Raw genomic sequence first — 19032 nt, 5'->3', positions numbered from 1 at the left:
GGAGCAGATAGTTTATGCCAGTTGAAAAAAGAAATCCAATTGCGGTAAAAGAAGCAATCAAACGTGTGGTAGCACAAGAATTTCGTACAGAAACACAACAAGTGCCTTTAAATGACAGTTTAGGATATATACTGTCTGAAGATATCGTGGCAACGTATGAAATTCCACGTTTTAATAAATCACCTTATGACGGCTTTGCGTTAAGAAGTGAAGATACAAAAGGTGCAAGCGGTGACAACCGTATTGAATTTGAAGTCATTGATCACATCGGTGCAGGCAGTGTGTCAGATAAAACAGTCGGACCGAACCAAGCTGTCCGTATTATGACAGGGGCAGAAATTCCAGCAGGTGCAGATGCGGTTGTGATGTTAGAACAAACACGTGAAGATGAACATTCATTTACGATTCGTAAAACCTTCGAACATAATGAAAATATTTCATTAAAAGGTGAGGAAACAGAAGTCGGAGATGTCGTATTAAAAGAAGGCCAACGTATTAATGCTGGGGCTATCGCAGTACTTGCGACCTTCGGTTATACAGAAGTGCCTGTACGTCGCTTACCCTCTGCAGCTATTATTGCGACAGGCAGTGAGTTATTAGATGTCGGTGATGAATTAGAACCAGGTAAAATCCGTAATTCTAATGGACCGATGATTCAAGGCTTACTAAATCAATTCGGCTTAGACTGTGAAGTTTATAAAATTCAAGAAGATGATTTCGACAGCAGTTTAGCAGTCGTTAAAGAAGCACTCGCTTCTCATGATATGGTCATCACAACAGGCGGTGTATCTGTTGGAGACTTCGACTATTTACCAGCTATCTACAAAGAAATCGGTGCAGAAGTATTGTTCAATAAAGTACAAATGCGTCCAGGCAGTGTCACAACAGTTGCTGTCGCAAATAACCAATATTTATTTGGTTTATCAGGGAATCCATCTGCGTGCTATACAGGATTTGAATTGTTCGTAAAACCAGCAGTCTTAAATATGATGGGCGCGATTGAACGTTTCCCTCAAGTTGTAAAAGCCACATTGATGGAAGACTTCAAAAAAGCCAATCCATTCACACGTTTCATTCGTGCAAAAGCTACATTAAATGGTTTACAAACAACAGTAGTACCTTCTGGTTTCAACAAATCAGGTGCGGTTGTCGCGATTGCACACAGTAATGCGATGATTATGTTGCCGAGCGGTACACGCGGCTTTGAAAAAGGCTACACAGTGGATGTCATTCTGACTGAAACAGATACCTTTGAAGAGGAATTAGCACTATGATTTTACAAATTGTGGGATATAAAAATTCTGGCAAAACAACCTTGATGGCAGAAACAGTTAAGTTTCTGAAAGCACAAGGTTATCGTGTAGTGACGATTAAACATCATGGACATGGTAGTGAAGATATTACCTTACAAGCAGCAGAAGTCGATCATATGAAACATTTTGAAGCAGGGGCAGACCAAAGCATTGTGCAAGGTCATGCGTTAAGAGAAACAGTCACACGTACAACAGAACAAACTTTATCCCACATTATTGAATCAGCGGTCACGATTGATTATGATGTGTTACTAGTTGAAGGCTTTAAACAAGCGGATTATGATAAAGTGATTATTTATAGAGATGAAGCGGAATTAGTTTCTTTATCTGAGCTGAGTCATGTACAATATAAGTTACCGTTTCAAAAAAATACAGAGTTAAGTCATTTTAAAAAGTGGTTATTAACTTTTATCGATAGAAAAAAGGATGAGTCAAAATGAAACAATTTGAAGTTGTGACTGAGCCGATTCAAACAGAACCTTATCGAGACTTTACACTGACACCGCATCAGGGTGCAGTAGTGGTCTTTACAGGTCATGTCAGAGAATGGACAAAAGGCATTCGTACAGAACATCTTGAGTACGAAGCTTATGTGCCAATGGCTGAGAAAAAATTAGCTCAAATCGGCGATGAAATCAACGAACAATGGCCTGGCACGATTGTCAGCATTGTTCACCGTATCGGACCATTGCATATTTCCGATATTGCGGTATTAATCGCAGTTTCTTCACCACATAGAAAAGATGCCTATGCGGCAAATGAATATGCGATTGATCGTATTAAAGAAGTAGTGCCGATTTGGAAGAAAGAAATATGGGAAGATGGCGCACAATGGATCGGTCATCAACGTGGTTACCATGAAGATGCCATTGAAAGGGGGCAAACAGAATGAAAGTCCTTTATTTTGCGGAGATTAAAGAAATCTTACAAAAAGGTACAGAAGAATTTGAACTAGAGAATGAAATGACAGTCGAGGCGTTTAAAAAATATTTATTTGAAACGTATCCAGAAATCAGCGGCAAACAATTCCAAATCGCCTTGAATGAAGAATTTGTGCCAAATGATGAAATGATTCAACCTTCTGATGTCGTTGCGTTGATTCCACCGGTAAGCGGAGGTTAAGAAAGTGAAAGCAATTATTTTAGCAGGCGGACGATCAGAACGTTTCGGTTCGCCTAAGGCATTTGCGAGGCTCAATGGTAAAATGTTTTATCAACATATTATCGATGCCTTGAATGAAGCCAATATGTTTAATGAGATTATCATTAGTTCTAGTGCGGAATTGGCTGATCAATTTGAAGATGTCAAAGTGGTCGTAGATGATGAAGAACATCAAGCGAAAGGACCGCTTTCAGGCATCTACTCAGTAATGAAGCAAGATTTTGAAGCAGAGCTATTCTTTGTGATTTCAGTAGATACACCGTTAATCACAGAAAAAGCTATCAGCACGTTATATCAATTTATGGTTGAACATGTCATTGAAGACCAGTTAGATATTGCGGGGTATGAAGAAGAGGGGTATCCGATTCCTACTATCGCATTTTATAGTCCGACGTGTTTACCAGTCATTGCACGTGCACTAGAATCCGATGATTACAGTATGAAACATGTTTATAACCAAGTCGCTTCTGAATGGCTGGATGTTCATGAGGTTGATACAAGACCTGATTGGTACCAAAATATTAACTACCAAGATGATTTAGCCAGAGTCAGAGATCAATCGCTTTGATGAGATGTATCAAGCGATAAGAGAGAAAGAAAAGGGGGTCAAAAGATGGTAAAACAAATAACAGATAAATTAGGTCGCCCGATTCGTGACTTAAGATTATCCGTGACAGATCGCTGTAATTTCCGCTGTGATTATTGTATGCCTAAAGAAATTTTCGGCGATGACTTTGTCTTTTTACCCAAAGATGAATTATTGACTTTTAGTGAAATGGAAAGAATTGCTCGCGTATATACTCGTCTAGGTGTGAAGAAGATTCGTATCACTGGCGGGGAACCTTTAATGCGTAGAGATTTATATAAATTAATTGCCGCTCTTAATGAAATCGACGGTGTAGAAGATATTGGTCTGACTACCAATGGTCTATTGTTGAAAAAACATGGACAAAAACTCTATGATGCCGGATTAAGACGTATCAATGTCAGCTTAGATGCTATTGATAACGAATTATTCCAATCTATCAATAACCGTAATATCAAAGCAGATACCATTCTAGAACAAATTGATTATGCAGTATCTATCGGTTTTAAAGTGAAAGTGAACGTTGTTGTGCAAAAAGGTATCAATGATGACCAAATCATCCCAATGATTCAGTACTTCAAAGACAAAAATATTGTTGTAAGATTTATTGAGTTTATGGATGTCGGTAATGACAATGGCTGGGACTTCAGTAAAGTTGTCACAAAAGATGAAATGCTTACGATGGTCGAAGATGAATTTGATATTGAAGCGGTTGAACCGAAATATTATGGTGAAGTCGCAAAATATTATCGTCATAAAGATAACGGAGCACAGTTCGGTTTAATTACGAGTGTTTCTCAGTCATTCTGTTCAACATGTACGAGAGCACGCTTATCTTCTGATGGTAAATTCTATGGCTGCTTATTCAGCACAGTCGATGGATTTAACGTCAAAGAATTTATGCGTTCTGGTAAAACGGACGATGAATTACAAGCGAAATTCGAAGAGTTATGGCATATTCGTGATGACAGATATTCAGATGAACGAACTGAACAAACGGTCGCAAATCGCAGACGTAAGAAAATTAATATGAACTATATCGGCGGTTAAGTCGAATGAAATATATAATAAAAAGCACGTCTTTCTGATTTTTTTCGGAAAGGCGTGCTTTTTCATAATGATTACTTTGCGAAGGTTTCAAATTCTTTGATGACAGATGCGACGAATTCACGTTGTGTCTTATCTAATAAATAAAAGACTTGGCGTTCATCAGTTTCTGAACGCTCTTTTGCGATCAGTTCTCTTTTATAAAGTTTTCTTATTAATACATCAATTTTACTCGTATTCCATTTCATGTCGTAATGGAGGGTATCCCTCAATACTTTACCTGTAATTTTGTCAGTACCATTGAAGCGGTATAAAATAATGAACTCCTCCATGGTAAGATGATGTTCTGCTTTTAGCCAATATTTAATCTGGCTAAGTTTACATTCTGTCTCAATTAAATGATCAATTGTCTTTGACATTGATATTCCTCCTCTTGCCCTTTCATAGTTGTATTCCCCCAGGAATAATAATTGTTTTACTTATTATATTATATAACGAATTTCAATATAAATCTATTCTCTTTAATTTACTATAATAGTAAAAAAAGTGCGTTATCACGGAAATTATGAACCGAAATTGAATATGTTGAAAGAAAAGTTGATTCAAGTGCTAAAAGTATAAAACAAGAAAATGACAAATGTCATAGAGAATTTATGACAAACGTTACTATGTTTACAATTTTTAAAAATATATCATTAAATCAAGGAAATAAAGAGGTGATTAAATGATAAAAGTAAACGGTGTAACTAAATCATTCCACAATACTAAAGCAATAGATCATGTTTCATTTGAAATAAAAGAAGGAGAATGTATCGCTTTAATAGGCGTAAATGGAGCAGGTAAGTCCACATTGATTGATTTGATTTTAGGTAATTTAGTTCCAGATGAAGGGCGTATTGAAAGGGATTCTGCTATACAAAATAATATCGGCGTATTATTTCAAAAATCAATCTTTAATGAATGGGTCAAAGTAAAAGAACTCTATGCGTTTTATTCATCGGTTTATAAAAAAGCGTTAGATTACAACAAGTTTAAAACATTGACCCAGTTTACTGATAAACAATTAAATCAATACGCGACTAAATTATCTGGAGGTCAACAACGTTTATTAGATTTTATATTGATGTTAACAGGACAACCTTTATTAATATTTTTAGATGAGCCGACGTCTGCGATGGATGCTAAAACAAGACGTTATTTCTGGAACATCATAAATGATTTGAAGGCTCGAGGTATTACCATATTATATACGACGCATTATATTGAAGAAGTAGAGAAGGTTGCGGATCGTGTTATCGTATTGAAACAAGGAAAGATAATGAATGATAGTTCACCTTCACAATTAAAACACCTTGATAAAACATCAACGATATATCTACCTGAACAATTTGAGTCAATCATTCAAAATCAAACTCAATTAAGTTATCAAAAGGATCAAAGTGAACTTCAAATCAAAACAGATGAGGTTCAAAAAGTTTTACAACAATTGATTGAAATAGATATAGATTTAAATGAGTTAGAAATTAAGAAAAGTTCATTAGAAGATTATGTATTTGAAAGTGAAGGGGAGATTCTATCATGATTTTTAAATATTTGAAATTAGATTGGACAATCACTTTGCGACAAAAAATATATCTTATTCTTTCAGTAGGGATGCCGTTAGTATTTTTCTTGATTTTCACTTCATTAACTAAAGTACCGCAATCAGAAGCCAATCAAATTTATAAAGAAAGTTTGATGAGTATGACGGTCTTTAGTTTAACTAGTTATTGTTTGTTGACCTTCCCTGTTGAATTAGTACAGGATAAACAAAACGGATGGCAGAAAAAACTTTTTGCGACACCGATGACACCCATTAAATATTATGTAGCTAAAGTATTCAAAATCATGAGTCTTTTTTTATTTTCAATTATTCTGATGTTTAGTGTTGGAGGAATGATTAGACACATTCATATGTCTCTTTATGAATGGTTAGTATCAGGATTATTATTATGGATTGGATCCAGTTTATTTTTGTCCATAGGGTTATTACTGGCACAACATAAAGATGTGAAGCAAGCAAGTAGTATAGGTAATTTATTGTATCTTGTTTTAGCGATTGTGGGTGGATTATGGTTTCCTATTAGCTTGTTTCCTCAATGGCTAGCTTCTATCTCTCGATATATGCCGACCTACCGATTAAAACAGCTAGGATTAGATTTTATTCAGCATCAAACGATTAATATAGCGGCACTTGGTTTTCTTTTGGGGTATTGTATACTATTTATAATCATTGCTTTAGTTATTCAAAAGAAATCGGACGTGATGTAATGTCTTTTTTGCTTAGAAAAATAAAAGGAAACCCAATGGGCGTTGCGAGTTTTATTTACTTGTTGTTTCCAATTATCGCTTTATTTTATCAAGACATCAAAGGACCTAAAGTAATTGCTGTTATAGTGATTGCTGTATTCATAATTAATTATGGTATTTTAATTTTATCTGATGTTTATCAGTTTAAAGTGAAGCGGTTGATTGTATGGATGATTTATTTGATCGGCACACTTTATTTTTGTTGGGCAATGGGCAGCACATTTATTATGTTTTTCTTTTTTGGTTCTTATGTGTTGCCATATGTTTATGAAGCGACTGTAAAGTCAGTGGAAAGTATACTATTTTATATTGCTTTACTCATCGCATCTGGTCTTTCATTATACTTACTTCCAAAAGCTTTACCAATAGTTGTCGTACTGATTCTTGTTGTAATCATTTCGTTGTTCATTAACTTTAGATTTATCGAAAATAAAAAAGTAAGGGCGCAAATGAAAGAGAAAAATCGTCACATCAATTTATTGATTGCTGAACAAGAACGTCAAAGAATCGGCCAAGATTTACATGATACGTTAGGTCATGTATTTGCCAGCTTGAGCATAAAATCTGAGCTTGCTTCTAAATTGATAGATCAAAATCCAAAAAAAGCCAAAGAAGAAATGTTAGCAGTTAATCAACTTTCTAAAGAGGCATTAAATAAAGTCAGAACTATTGTAGAACATCTGAAATTTCAAGATTTTGAAGAAGAAGTGAAGTCTGTAGATCAACTATTAAAACAAGCAGATATTACTTTTGATTTTGAGGGACAATCCACTGCTAGAACATTAAATAAAGGACAACAGTCTATATTAGCTATGCTATTGAGAGAAGCGGTCAATAATATTATTAAACATGCACATGCGACAAAAGTAACTGGTACATTAAAAGAAGCGCAACACATCATTACGTTGATAATTAGTGATAATGGCAAAGGTATCAGTAAACCTGAAGCTACACTGCATAGTATAAGAGAGCGTGCAGCATTATTAGATGGTGAAGTTACAATAAAATCTGAACAAGGTGTTACATTAATGATTCGAATTCCACGAGGTGATAATTTATGATAAATGTTGTTCTAGCTGAAGACCAAGAAATGCTGAGAAAAGCGATGGTTCAACTTATAGAGATGGATGAAAATATTAACATTATTGCTGATACTTCAAGTGGAGCAGAGGCATGGCAAATGATTGAATCCAATCAGCCTGACATTGCAATTCTAGATATTGAAATGCCGGAATTAACAGGTTTAGAAGTATTGAATAAAATAAGAGAAGCAAAGTTAAATACAAAAGTCATTATTGTAACGACGTTCAAAAGACCAGGTTATTTTGAAAGAGCAGTCGCAAATGATGTAGATGCTTATGTATTAAAAGAACGTTCCGTAGAAGAACTGATTCAGACCATGCATAATATTATGGCAGGACAAAAAGAATATAGTGAAACACTGATGACTACATATTTTAATGAGAAAAATCCATTAACGCCTTCAGAACAATTAATACTGAAAGAAATCGGCAATGGTTATTCAAGTAAAGAAATTGCACAAAAGCTTTTTCTTTCAAACGGGACAGTTCGTAATTATACTTCTGTCATTATTGATAAAATGGAGACAGAAAATCGTTTTGATGCGTGGAAAAAAGCTATTGAAAAAGGATGGATTATATAAAAAAGTGCAGACCGTTTTGATCTGCACTTTTATAATTAAGCACGTTCTAAATATTTTACTTTGCGGCCATGTAGGACATAGTAAAGTCCTGCGGTAATAATAGTTAATATAGCCATGAAGCCATAAAGTTGTGCATAAGTAATAGATGAAGTGAAGACACCTAATACAGAAGGGCCGAAGCCGATACCGAAATCAATACCGATAAAGAAAGTAGAAGTGGCTAGGCCATATTTTTCTGGTGTCGTAACTTTGATCGCAATAGCTTGCATAAGTGATGATAAGTTACCGTAACCTACACCTAACGCTGCACCTGCTAGTAATAACATCCAGCCTGAATGTGCAAAGAATAAAAGCACAAAGCTGATAAGTAAGAAGAAATAAGATGGATAAACTACAACGTTTTCGTTTTTGTTATCCATTAAACGACCTGTAATTGGACGTGTGACTAATGATGTTAAGGCATAGAAAATAAAGAAGTAACTTGAAACTGCGACTAGATTGCGCTCTTCTGCGAAGAATTTTAAGAATGTCAGAATAGATGAGTAAGTCACACCAGTTACTAAAATTACAATCGCAATCGGTACTGCATCTTTAGCGATAAATTGACTTAAGCTGAAACCTTTTGATGGTTGAGTTTCAGAAACTTTAGTTGTTTCAAAATTGATATGAATGAAGAATGATAAAGCTAAACCAATGATACCTAATACTAAGCATAAAGCGAATAAGACATCAATGGAGTATTGATTTGATAATAATAAACCAAAGAAAGGTCCGACAGCTGTTCCGAGAACTAAACTGAGTGAGAACATGCTGATACCTTCACTTTTACGTTCAGGTGGTGTGATGTACGCAGCTATTGTTCCTGTCGCAGTAGTCGCTACTGCTGTCGCAACACCATTAATTAATCTGGTAAACATTAAGAAACCTAATGAACCTTCTATAAAGTAAAGGGCTTGCGTTATGATAAGAAAAATCAATCCTATAATTAATGTACGTTTAGGTCCCATCGCATTGACATATTTTCCTGTAATAAAACGGCCGATTAATGAGCCGACAATAAATAATCCGGTTACTAATCCGGATAAACTATCTGAAGCGCCAAATTCGTTTTTACTGTAGCCTGCAATGACAACGATTAACAGGTACATACAAAGATAAACGAAGAAGTTGACGATAAAGTTCATATTGAAACTTTTAGTCCATATTGGTGCATGTTGAGAATGATCCACGCGAAATCCCTCCTTAAAACTGATGTTTGATAGCTTTGAGCGTTCGAATGGTTTGCTCGATATCCTCTTGACTAAGACCTGCTTCTTCAACGATTTGTTGTTGAAGTGTTGTTACTTTTTCGATGACTTCGTGGTAAATCTGATTACCTTTGTCCGTCAGACTTAATAGTTTTTGTCTTTTATCTTCCCCTGGTGTAACAGTCAGCAAGTCGTGTTCATGTAACACTTTTAATAATTTACGTGTTGATGGTTTTTCAATACAACGACGTTTAGAAATTTCGACAAGTGTTGTCGGTTCATGTAAGTAAATATCCTTTAGAACTAAAAATTGAGCAGTATGTAGCTGATACTGATCAAGTAAAGGTTGAACGCTTTTTACATAAGGTCTATATAATTCAGTAAAGCTATTAAATAATTGATTGATTTCCATGTTGTAGCTCCTTAAATTAAGATAGAGGTTGAGACCTCAGTAAAACGTCACAACCTCATATATAAACGAAATCAGTTTGATTTTTTTGCAGGGTAATTGATTGATTTCGTTAAAAAGGTTAGCTAAGCTAACTAATTTACTTTACTATTGTAGAAAATTCTCAAATAAAAATCAAGAGATTTTTTGAAATTAGTCTTTCAAAAGGCAATTCGATTCATAATTTGATAAGATGAAGAAAAATGAAGAGAGGATGGTCTAAATGGTTCAGTTGAAATTTGATCATATCATCCATTATATCAAGCATATTGATGAGTTTGAGTATCCAGGAGAAGTAATGAAGTTATCACCAGGCGGCTTACACAATCGCTATGGTACATATAATAAATTGGTTTATACAGATTTGGCTTATATTGAAATTATCGGTGTAAACGATGAAGAAAAGTTGAAGAAGGTTATTAAATCGAATGAAGGACGTGTATCTTTCGTTGCGAAAATCGTACAAGATAATTTCGAACAAGGCTTTAAAGCAATCGCCTTACGCACAAATGATTTAGACAAACTTAAAGATGAGTTTGAAGCGAAAGGGTTAGATGTCGTAGGACCAATTGAAATGGGCCGAGAAAATAAAAAAGGTGAACAAACGTCTTGGCGTTTATTATATTTGAATCAGCCGGATGCGAAATTGAAACCGCCGTTCTTTATAGAGTGGAATAAGTCAGAAGAAGAACGTGTTGAGGCGTTAGAAAATAGATTTCAACCGCAATTCAAAATAAAAGCCATTGAAATTCAAACCACACAACAAGCGTTAGTGGTCAATCAATGGCGGGATTGGTTTGGTATGGAAGTGGTATCTGAAGATGAAGAAATCACAACTTTAAAATTGCCTGATGAAGCGATTGAATATCGTATTCAATCAGGACGTAAAGACAAGTATGCGATTGTTATTCAAGATACAACCGCCGAAACACCTTATCATATCGTGACACGCGGTGGGGCTTATCACTTCGAACCTTAAAATTTAGTACACATAATGATAAACTGCGTTCGCAATCATAATCGCATAAGTTAAAGCGATTAAGAATAAGATAATTGCTAGCCACATATCAACACGTGATTTACGTAATAAGACAAGATAAACAGCAGTTACTAAAGAAAATGCGGTAAAGAATACACGCAAGCTGAGATTGTCTATTTGAACATGGTTGACTAATGTTATACTAATCACAATGATATTTAAAATAATCATGATAATTAAAAAGATATTTCTCACACTTTTCACCTCTGAATCTTTATAGTTTATAGGGTTACGTGAGGATACGACATGAAAGTCACTTAGTTTCATTGTATAATAAGTAGATAGTGTAAGGAAAATAAAGGAGATTTTTATTTTATGGAAAAGATGAATATCACGAACCAAGAACATGATGCATTTGTTAAATCTCATCCCAATGGTGATTTGCTTCAACTCACACAATGGGCAGAAACGAAAAAGCTGACTGGTTGGTACTCTAGACGTGTCGCAGTAGGTGAAGATGGAAAAGTTAAAGGTGTCGGTCAATTATTATTCAAGAAAATACCGAAACTACCTTATACACTTTGTTATGTCTCTAGAGGGTTCGTCGCAGATTATGATGATAAAGCAGTCATCGAAGCCCTCCTTCAATACACAAAAGAAATTGCTGAAGATGAAAAAGCCTATGCGATTAAAATCGATCCAGATGTAGAAGTGGATAAAGCAGGGGATGCTTTAGGTAATTTAAGACAATTAGGATTCAAACATAAAGGATTCAAAGAAGGCTTATCAAAAGATTACATTCAACCACGTATGACAATGATTACACCGATTGATAAAACAGATGATGAATTGATTCAAAGCTTTGAACGTCGTAACCGTTCAAAAGTACGTTTATCATTAAAACGTGGAACGAAAGTAGAACGTGCAGGTCGCGATCAACTTAAAATCTTCGCAGACTTGATGCGTATTACTGGGGAACGTGATGGTTTCTTGACACGTGATATCAGCTACTTTGAAAATATTTACGATGCATTACATCCTGACGGCGACGCAGAGTTATTCTTGGTTAAATTAGAACCAAAACCTGTATTGGCAGAGTTAAAAGGTGAAAATGCAGAAGTTGAACAAGATATTGAACGTCTGAAACAAAAGAAACAAGATAAAAAGACGTTGAATAAAATCAAAGATGCTGAAGCTAAAATTGCGCGTAACCAAAAATTAATCGATCAAATGGAAGAACTATACCAACGTGAGCCAGAAGGTGTTTATTTATCAGGCGCACTGCTTATGTTCTGTGGCCACAAATCATATTACTTATATGGTGCATCTTCAAATGATTATCGTGATTTCTTGCCGAACCATCATATGCAGTTTGAAATGATGCGTTATGCGCGTGAAAAAGGCGCTACAACATATGATTTCGGCGGTACAGATAATGACCCGGATAAAGACTCAGAACATTATGGTTTATGGGCATTTAAGAAAACATGGGGTACGTATTTAAGTGAAAAAATCGGTGAGTTTGATTATGTCTTAAATACACCATTGTATTATATGATTGAAAAAGCAAAACCAGCATTAACAAAAGCTAAAATCAAAGTTTCTCGCAAAATAAAAGGCAGAAAATAATACAGTTAGACAACATATTTTCATAAGTATAGATAAAGGGGTTGAGACTAATATTGGTCTCAATCTTTTTTCTTGGAAAAACCTAAAATGTTGAGTGAAATCAACGACCTTTTAAGGCGGGGTGTGTTAAATTTAAAGTAACGAGAAATGAGGAGGAAAGAGCGCATGATTAATCGTTTGCTGAAGTTCTCTTTAGGCAATAAATTCGCTGTATTTTTAATGGTTGTATTAGTCATCTTGGGCGGTGTCTATTCCAGTGTAAAAATGCGTTTAGAATTATTGCCTGATGTAGAAGAACCGATGATATCTGTCAATACTGTCTTACCGGGTGCCACACCTCAGACAGTGCAAGAGGATATCAGTGATAAAATAGATAATCAGATCAGAGGCATGGCGCATGTCGAAAATGTCAAAAGCCAATCGTTAGAAAATGTTTCTATGGTCCAAGTCAGCTATGAAGATGGTACAGATATGGATAAGGCTGAAGAAGCATTAAAGAAAGAAATAGATAAACTTAAACTCACGGAGGATGCAAGGGAACCTGAATTAATGAGGAATAGTATGAATGCATTCCCTGTAGTTGTTTATTCATTTTCAGATAAAAATGGAAATTTAGAGAAAGCGACGAAAGCGATTGAGAAACAACTCATTCCGAAATTAGAAACTGTTGACGGTGTTCAAAATGTACAAATGAACGGTCAAACTGCACGTCAAGCAACGATTAAATTCAAACAAAGCGAATTACAAAAACGTGGTATGAGTGCTAAAGGTGTGGAGGACTATATTAAAAATGCTTCTGGCAAAACACCTTTAGGTTTATTCCAATTCGGTAAAAAAGAAAAATCCATTGTAGTGAATGGAGAATTCACTTCAGCAGATGCATTGAAAAACTTTGTAATTCCTGTCAGCGCAGCACAAGGAGAACAAGGCCAATCTGGGTCAGATGAAAGTTCAATGATGTCACAAGGTTCACAAGGACCACAAAGTAATGACATGGTGAAACTTTCAGATATCGCCAATGTTAAAATCGGACAAGAACGTGAGTCAATCTCCAGAACGAACGGTAAAGATGCGATTGATGTTCAAATCGTAAAAGCACAAGATGCCAATACTGTTCAAGTGAAAAAAGATACAGATGCGAAAATTAAAGCGTTTGTGAAAGATAATAAAGATTTAACACAAACTAAGATTATGGATACCGCAAAACCAATCCAAGATTCTATTTATACAATGCTTGAAAAAGCGATTCTTGGTACGATAGTTGCGATTATTGTTATCTTATTATTCTTACGTAATATCAGAACAACAGCAATTTCAGTCGTTTCAATTCCAATGTCGTTATTAATTGCGATGATTGCCTTGAAGTTATCAGATGTCTCATTGAACATCTTGACTTTAGGTGCATTAACCGTCGCAATCGGACGTGTAATTGATGACTCTATTGTTGTTATTGAGAATATATACAGACGGATGTCCGATCCGAAAGAGCGAGAGAGCGGAGACAACTTGGTTATCAGCGCGACAGCTGAAGTATTCAAACCGATTATGTCTTCTACACTTGTAACGATTGTCGTCTTCTTACCATTAGTCTTTGTGGCTGGTTCAGTCGGTGAGATGTTTAGACCATTCGCACTCGCAATTACATTTAGTTTATTAGCATCATTACTAGTGTCTATCACTATTGTGCCGGCATTAGCTTCAACATTCTTTAAAAATGGTATCAAACAAAAACGTCAACGTTCGTTAGGTGCAGTAGGCAGAGGATACAAAAAAGTATTGAATTGGTCGTTAAACCATAAATGGATTGTCTTAATTATAACGACTGTTATTTTAATCGGCAGTATCGGATTAGGTGCTGCGAAAATAGGAACGAGCTTTATTTCCACAGGTGAAGATAAATTCATGGCGTTGACTTATACACCAAAACCTGGTGAAACAAAAGAACAAGTACTAAAAAATGCTGAACAAGTTCAAAAATATCTTAACAGTAAAGATAAAGTGAAGAAAGTTCAGTATTCACTAGGTGGCGCATCACCAATTGATCCGACAGGCAGTACAAACAATATGGCTGTGATGATTGAATATGCGAGTGATACGAAAAACTTTGATACAGAACCAGACAGAGTATTAAAACATATCGCAGGCTTTAAACAAGAAGGCGAATGGAAATACTTAGACATGGGTACTGGTGGCGGCAATAATGAAATTGAAGTCAAAGTATCTGGTCCATCAGGTCATGAAATCAAAGACACAGTGAAAGCAATCGAAGATAAAATGAAACAAACATCAGGTGTAGTGAACGTTAAATCTGATTTAACTGAAGTCTATGACCAATACACAATAGATGTTGATAAAAACAAAGCAACCGAAAAAGGCTTGTCAGCGGGTCAATTAGCGATGGGCTTAAATCAAAACATTCCAGAAACAACACTGACAACGATTAATGAAAAAGGTCATAAAGTCGATGTAAAAGTTGAAAAAGAAAAACAAACGAACTGGACCAAAGAGAAATTAAACAATCTTGAAATTCCGACACCGACAGGAGAAATGGTTCAGCTGAAAGATATCGCAACATTAAAATCAACACAAACACCAAGTAAGTTGATTAAAGAAGATGGCGACTATACTACAACTGTAACAGGTAAAATCAGCGGTAAAGATGTCGGCGGTATTTCAACGAAAGTAATGGATAAAGTAAATAAAGTCGATAAACCAGCGAATGTTAAAATCAATTCAGGCGGTGCGACAGATGATATTAATAGAGCGATGACGCAATTAAGTCTAGCAATGATTGCGGCAGTTGTAATTGTCTATCTTGTACTCGTATTAACATTCAAAGGCGGCTTAGCACCATTTACCATCCTATTCTCACTTCCTTACATTGTGATTGGTGTGGTGTTAGCTTTAGTATTCACAGGAGAAACACTTTCTGTACCAAGTATGATCGGGGTCTTAATGTTAATAGGTATTGTCGTAACCAATGCGATTGTACTCATAGACCGAGTTATCAATAATGAACATAAAGGTATGGAAATGAAAGAAGCGTTGTTAGAAGCGGGCGGAACGAGAATACGTCCAATCTTAATGACAGCACTTGCGACAATTGGCGCACTTGTGCCGATGTTATTCGGACAAGACAGCTCTATCTTGATTTCCAAAGGTTTAGCCGCAACTGTAATAGGCGGATTGGTTTCTTCTACTATTCTTACACTGATAGTAGTACCAGTTATTTATGAAATTCTATTTACGCTGAAAGATAAAGTAACACATATGTTTAGCTCAAAACGTAAAAAAGAGAATTAAGTTTAAAATTTAAATAGCATCTGATTTCTACGCACTTTCTGCATATAAGCAGGGAGTGCGTTTTTTATTATGAGAGTAGTTGTACATTATAATAATGAATATACTCAAATAATTCAGAAAAATTTGAATGTTATCTTCACATATTCATTCAAAGGTTTTATAATTGGATAAATATAAGAGGAATGGAATTGGAGGTAACATATGGAGTTATTAATCGCATTTTTGGTGGTAATGGTTTTTATATTCATTGGGGAATGGGGATCTAATTTTTCGAAAGCATACATACCTTCTGTATTTATTACAGCTGCGCTTTTCACGATTGGATTTTGGACATTCTTACCTAAAGATATTGTTAACCAAGCATCATTTGGTAAAGAATTTGTTGCTATAGCAGTACCGTTATTACTTGTCCATTTAGGTACAATGATGGATTTGAAACAACTTGCTGCACAATGGAGAGCAGTTGTAGTTGCTTTAGCAGGAGTAGTCGGTACTATGGTTTTAACGCTGACAATCGGAACATTGTTATTTGATTGGCATACAGTTGTTGCTGCTGTGCCACCATTAACAGGAGGTGTTATTTCTGTAGCACTGATGTCAGATGGGTTAAAAGCAGAGGGGTTAACCACTTTAGTTGCAATTCCTGTCGCAATGTATATCACACATAGTATTATTGGTTATCCATTAACATCTGTTGTATTGAAAAGAGAAGGGAAACGATTATTAAAGCAATATGATAATCAAAAGCTTGATTTTAAGAAAACAGAGTTGAGTCAAGAAGCCGATGAAACATTAACGAAAAAGCCGACTTTTTTAAAAAGTGAGAAATTTCAAACACCTGCATTTTTACTTGCAAAAGTAGCATTGGTTGCGGTACTTGCAGTACTACTCGAAAAGGCAACAAACAAAGCAATTAATGGGAATGTTATTGCCTTAGTATTAGGGGTTATTTTCCATCAAATCGGCTTTTTAGAAAAGCAAATTTTAAATAAAGCCAAAGTGTTTAATTGGTTAATGTATGGTTTATTAGCATTTGTATTCTCGCAACTTAGTATGACAACACCGAAAGTATTAAGTGGAATCATGATATTAATTCTGGTTTTGATCGCATTAGGTATTTTAGGTATGTATCTAGCTTCATCTTTATTATCTAAACCATTAAAGATGAGCAAAGATATGGCATTTGCGACAGCGTTAACTGCATTGTTCGGCTTCCCAGCTGATTATATTTTAACGAATGAAGTCGTCAACAATTTAACGAAAGATGAGAAAGCACGCAATGTCTTAATCGATTATATGATGCCGAAAATGTTAGTGGGCGGATTTGCGACGGTATCTGTCGCTTCTATTATTATCGCTTCACTATTTCTTAAATTATTGTAAGGAAAGGGTAGAGTTGAATGGTAAAAGTATTATTTAAAAATGCACAACTTTTTAATGGAGAAACATTTGTAGATAATCAAAGTTTTGTAGTTGATTCTGAAACGGGAAAATTTGTTAGTTCAAGCGATAATGCTGATGAGACGGTTGATTTAAAAGGACAATTTGTAGTACCTGGTTTAATTAACACGCATACACATATCGTTGCTGATCCGTATGGTAAAGTAACGAAGCTAGGATCACCAGATAGTAATCCGGTTACCGCAACTTATATGGCGTTAAAGAATTTAAGTGATTTATTGAGCGATGGGGTAACATATATTAGAGATGTCGGTTCAATTTATGATGTAGATTTAGAACTAGCTAAATTAGAACAGCAAGGTGAATTGTTGGCACCAGGTATTGTTGCTTCAGGCAGCCCATTGACCATGACTGGCGGTCACTTCTGTGAAGGCAGCTACGAAGTTGATGGTGTTGATGAGGTGCGTAAATTTGCTAGAAAATTATTAAAAAAAGGCGCTGGAAATATTAAATTAATGGCAACAGGAGGTGTTTCATTTAGTGGTGAAACACCACATGATGTTCAATTGTCATTAGATGAATTAACAGCTGCAGTCGAAGAAGCCCATCATAAAGGCCGAACAGCCTGTGCACATGCACAAGGGACAGAAGGTATTAAAAATGCGATTTTAGCGGGTGTAGATTCGATTGAACATGCTGTATTCTTGGATGATGAAACAATTCAATTATGTTTAGATCACGAAACGTTTATCGTGCCAACACTGATTGCGCCATATGCGATTAATCAAAATCAAGAATTATTACCAGATTTTATGGTTCAAAAATCTTTAGATATTGAAAAAGCGCATTTTGAAAGTATCGGTAAAGCAGCTAAAGCAGGAATTAAATTAGCAATGGGTACAGATTCGGGTACAGCTATGAATAATTTTGATACACATTCTACTTTTGAAATGGAATTAATGACGCGTACAGGTGCGACTAATTTACAGACACTTCAAGCTGCAACAATTAATGCAGCAAAACTACTCAAAATTGATAACCAAGTAGGTTCAATTGAGGAAGGTAAACTTGCTGACTTTATTATTCTAGACCATAACCCATTAGAAGACATTAAAGCATTACAGGAACAAAAAATAGTTTACAAAAAAGGTATCAAAGTTACCAAATAAATCAAACAAGCCCCTCAGCTCGTATAATACGCAGCTGAGGGGCTTTTCTTTCTTAATATAATACAAATGTTAAAATAGTACTGATCACGAAAATTAAAAGGGTCATCACATTTAATAAGAAGACACCTTTTTGATCGCCTTTTGAATACTTGAAGGCTGTAATCTCCACATTACCTACAAGCATCACAATGACCGCAAACTCCCACCATGCTACTGGAGGAACTGTTAAGTTAATCATTGCGACAATAAGGATGAGTAATCCACCCATGACCATGCGTAAAACACTACTGTAGATTGTATTCATTTTATAAATACTGATATAACTTACAAATAAATACAAAACGGGTAGTAATAATAGATAGAGTTGCATCGCGTGTACTTCCTTTCTGATAATCGCAAAACACGTTGAATCATGGCGTGTTTCTATTCAAGATGTCGATTTTATTGCTGTTTTATTTGTGAACGGACGTGTGCGATTTCATGTTCGATTTGTTCAAGCTGTTTAATCAATGGATCGACTTCTTGACCTGTTGATTCACGCTTTTCCAAATCGTCTTGCAGACGTACGTAATCTTGTTTTAATTCTGCTAATTGACTTTCTAAATCCAAAAGCTACACCACCTTATTGATTTTTATTATCAATAATAATAGTATATCATGGAAAGATTAGAGATGTAATTACCGAGAAATGACATTTCATGACGAATGAATGTCTCAATGATAATAGAGAAAGAAGG

Annotated in this window: 21 protein-coding genes; 15 read left to right on the top strand and 6 right to left on the bottom strand. The window is 35.4% G+C overall.

The genetic code is table 11. The features are described 5' to 3' along the window. Positions 1-14: 14 nt before the first annotated feature. From glp to moaA, 6 genes are read left to right on the top strand one after another with little or no spacing between them, the layout of a single operon-like run. Positions 15-1274, top strand: coding sequence for a molybdopterin molybdotransferase MoeA (gene glp, locus HMPREF3031_RS07760; protein ID WP_002479600.1), 1260 nt, complete (start codon positions 15-17; stop codon positions 1272-1274). After that, positions 1271-1753, top strand: a complete 483-nt coding sequence (gene mobB / locus HMPREF3031_RS07755; RefSeq protein WP_002479599.1) for a molybdopterin-guanine dinucleotide biosynthesis protein B — start codon at positions 1271-1273, stop codon at positions 1751-1753. The genes glp and mobB overlap by 4 nt, the downstream gene beginning before the upstream one ends. Then, on the top strand, positions 1750-2205 hold the full coding sequence (locus HMPREF3031_RS07750) for a molybdenum cofactor biosynthesis protein MoaE (RefSeq protein ID WP_002479598.1): 456 nt from the start codon (positions 1750-1752) through the stop codon (positions 2203-2205). The genes mobB and HMPREF3031_RS07750 overlap by 4 nt, the downstream gene beginning before the upstream one ends. Continuing rightward, the gene (gene moaD / locus HMPREF3031_RS07745) at positions 2202-2435 is read left to right on the top strand and encodes a molybdopterin converting factor subunit 1 (RefSeq protein ID WP_002479597.1); all 234 of its coding nucleotides are present in this window, start codon (positions 2202-2204) and stop codon (positions 2433-2435) included. The genes HMPREF3031_RS07750 and moaD overlap by 4 nt, the downstream gene beginning before the upstream one ends. 4 nt (positions 2436-2439) lie before the next feature. Continuing rightward, a complete protein-coding gene (gene mobA / locus HMPREF3031_RS07740; RefSeq protein WP_002479596.1) occupies positions 2440-3042 on the top strand; it encodes a molybdenum cofactor guanylyltransferase MobA in 603 nt (200 codons plus the stop codon). 45 nt (positions 3043-3087) lie between these two features. After that, a complete protein-coding gene (gene moaA / locus HMPREF3031_RS07735) occupies positions 3088-4110 on the top strand; it encodes a GTP 3',8-cyclase MoaA (protein WP_002479595.1) in 1023 nt (340 codons plus the stop codon). A 71-nt stretch (positions 4111-4181) separates the two neighbouring features. Here the strand turns inward: moaA and HMPREF3031_RS07730 are convergent, their stop codons facing one another. Then, positions 4182-4526: a transcriptional regulator, SarA/Rot family gene (locus HMPREF3031_RS07730; RefSeq protein ID WP_002479594.1), complete on the bottom strand. Its 345-nt coding sequence runs from the start codon at positions 4524-4526 to the stop codon at positions 4182-4184. Between the two features lie 305 nt (positions 4527-4831). Between HMPREF3031_RS07730 and HMPREF3031_RS07725 the strand changes: the two genes are divergently transcribed. From HMPREF3031_RS07725 to HMPREF3031_RS07710, 4 genes are read left to right on the top strand one after another with little or no spacing between them, the layout of a single operon-like run. Then, entirely contained in the window at positions 4832-5689 is an 858-nt protein-coding gene (locus HMPREF3031_RS07725; protein WP_002479593.1) for an ABC transporter ATP-binding protein, read from the top strand. Continuing rightward, a complete protein-coding gene (locus HMPREF3031_RS07720) occupies positions 5686-6417 on the top strand; it encodes an ABC transporter permease (protein WP_002479592.1) in 732 nt (243 codons plus the stop codon). The genes HMPREF3031_RS07725 and HMPREF3031_RS07720 overlap by 4 nt, the downstream gene beginning before the upstream one ends. A 35-nt stretch (positions 6418-6452) precedes the next feature. Further along, a complete protein-coding gene (locus HMPREF3031_RS07715; RefSeq protein WP_002479591.1) occupies positions 6453-7517 on the top strand; it encodes a sensor histidine kinase in 1065 nt (354 codons plus the stop codon). After that, positions 7514-8119 carry a response regulator transcription factor gene (locus HMPREF3031_RS07710; RefSeq protein ID WP_002479590.1) on the top strand — a complete coding sequence of 202 codons (606 nt, stop codon included), beginning with the start codon at positions 7514-7516 and terminating at the stop codon, positions 8117-8119. The genes HMPREF3031_RS07715 and HMPREF3031_RS07710 overlap by 4 nt, the downstream gene beginning before the upstream one ends. A gap of 35 nt (positions 8120-8154) precedes the next feature. Here the strand turns inward: HMPREF3031_RS07710 and HMPREF3031_RS07705 are convergent, their stop codons facing one another. Both HMPREF3031_RS07705 and HMPREF3031_RS07700 read right to left on the bottom strand, forming a co-directional pair. Next, complete coding sequence (locus tag HMPREF3031_RS07705) at positions 8155-9303, bottom strand: MFS transporter (protein ID WP_061055245.1); 1149 nt, start codon at positions 9301-9303, stop codon at positions 8155-8157. A gap of 58 nt (positions 9304-9361) precedes the next feature. Beyond that, on the bottom strand, positions 9362-9778 hold the full coding sequence (locus HMPREF3031_RS07700) for a MarR family winged helix-turn-helix transcriptional regulator (RefSeq protein ID WP_002479588.1): 417 nt from the start codon (positions 9776-9778) through the stop codon (positions 9362-9364). Between the two features lie 259 nt (positions 9779-10037). On the opposite strand from HMPREF3031_RS07700, the gene HMPREF3031_RS07695 reads away from it, so the two are divergent. Further along, positions 10038-10793 carry a VOC family protein gene (locus HMPREF3031_RS07695; RefSeq protein ID WP_057509884.1) on the top strand — a complete coding sequence of 252 codons (756 nt, stop codon included), beginning with the start codon at positions 10038-10040 and terminating at the stop codon, positions 10791-10793. A 3-nt stretch (positions 10794-10796) separates the two neighbouring features. Here HMPREF3031_RS07695 and HMPREF3031_RS07690 read toward each other — a convergent pair whose 3' ends face one another. Then, positions 10797-11048 (bottom strand): hypothetical protein, encoded by a 252-nt coding sequence (locus HMPREF3031_RS07690; protein WP_002479586.1) that lies wholly within the window; start codon positions 11046-11048, stop codon positions 10797-10799. A gap of 120 nt (positions 11049-11168) precedes the next feature. Between HMPREF3031_RS07690 and HMPREF3031_RS07685 the strand changes: the two genes are divergently transcribed. The 4 genes from HMPREF3031_RS07685 to HMPREF3031_RS07670 all read left to right on the top strand — a co-directional run bounded on the left by HMPREF3031_RS07685 (position 11169) and on the right by HMPREF3031_RS07670 (position 18295). Then, the gene (locus HMPREF3031_RS07685; RefSeq protein ID WP_002479585.1) at positions 11169-12422 is read left to right on the top strand and encodes a lipid II:glycine glycyltransferase FemX; all 1254 of its coding nucleotides are present in this window, start codon (positions 11169-11171) and stop codon (positions 12420-12422) included. 165 nt (positions 12423-12587) lie between these two features. Further along, entirely contained in the window at positions 12588-15725 is a 3138-nt protein-coding gene (locus tag HMPREF3031_RS07680) for an efflux RND transporter permease subunit (protein WP_002479584.1), read from the top strand. A gap of 201 nt (positions 15726-15926) precedes the next feature. Beyond that, positions 15927-17108, top strand: a complete 1182-nt coding sequence (locus HMPREF3031_RS07675) for a hypothetical protein (RefSeq protein ID WP_061054624.1) — start codon at positions 15927-15929, stop codon at positions 17106-17108. Positions 17109-17125: 17 nt separating this feature from the next. Further along, entirely contained in the window at positions 17126-18295 is a 1170-nt protein-coding gene (locus tag HMPREF3031_RS07670) for a metal-dependent hydrolase family protein (protein ID WP_002479582.1), read from the top strand. Positions 18296-18347: 52 nt separating this feature from the next. Here HMPREF3031_RS07670 and mspA read toward each other — a convergent pair whose 3' ends face one another. Then, positions 18348-18665, bottom strand: a complete 318-nt coding sequence (gene mspA / locus HMPREF3031_RS07665) for a membrane stabilizing protein MspA (protein ID WP_002479581.1) — start codon at positions 18663-18665, stop codon at positions 18348-18350. 71 nt (positions 18666-18736) lie between these two features. Then, complete coding sequence (locus tag HMPREF3031_RS13450; protein WP_002479580.1) at positions 18737-18904, bottom strand: SE1832 family protein; 168 nt, start codon at positions 18902-18904, stop codon at positions 18737-18739. Positions 18905-19032: the final 128 nt, after the last annotated feature.

This window comes from Staphylococcus sp. HMSC072B07 (genome assembly GCF_001815505.1).
Lineage (GTDB): Bacteria > Bacillota > Bacilli > Staphylococcales > Staphylococcaceae > Staphylococcus > Staphylococcus simulans.
The sequence above is the reverse complement of the archived record's forward strand: the minus strand, read 5'-3'. Positions and strand labels throughout refer to the sequence as shown.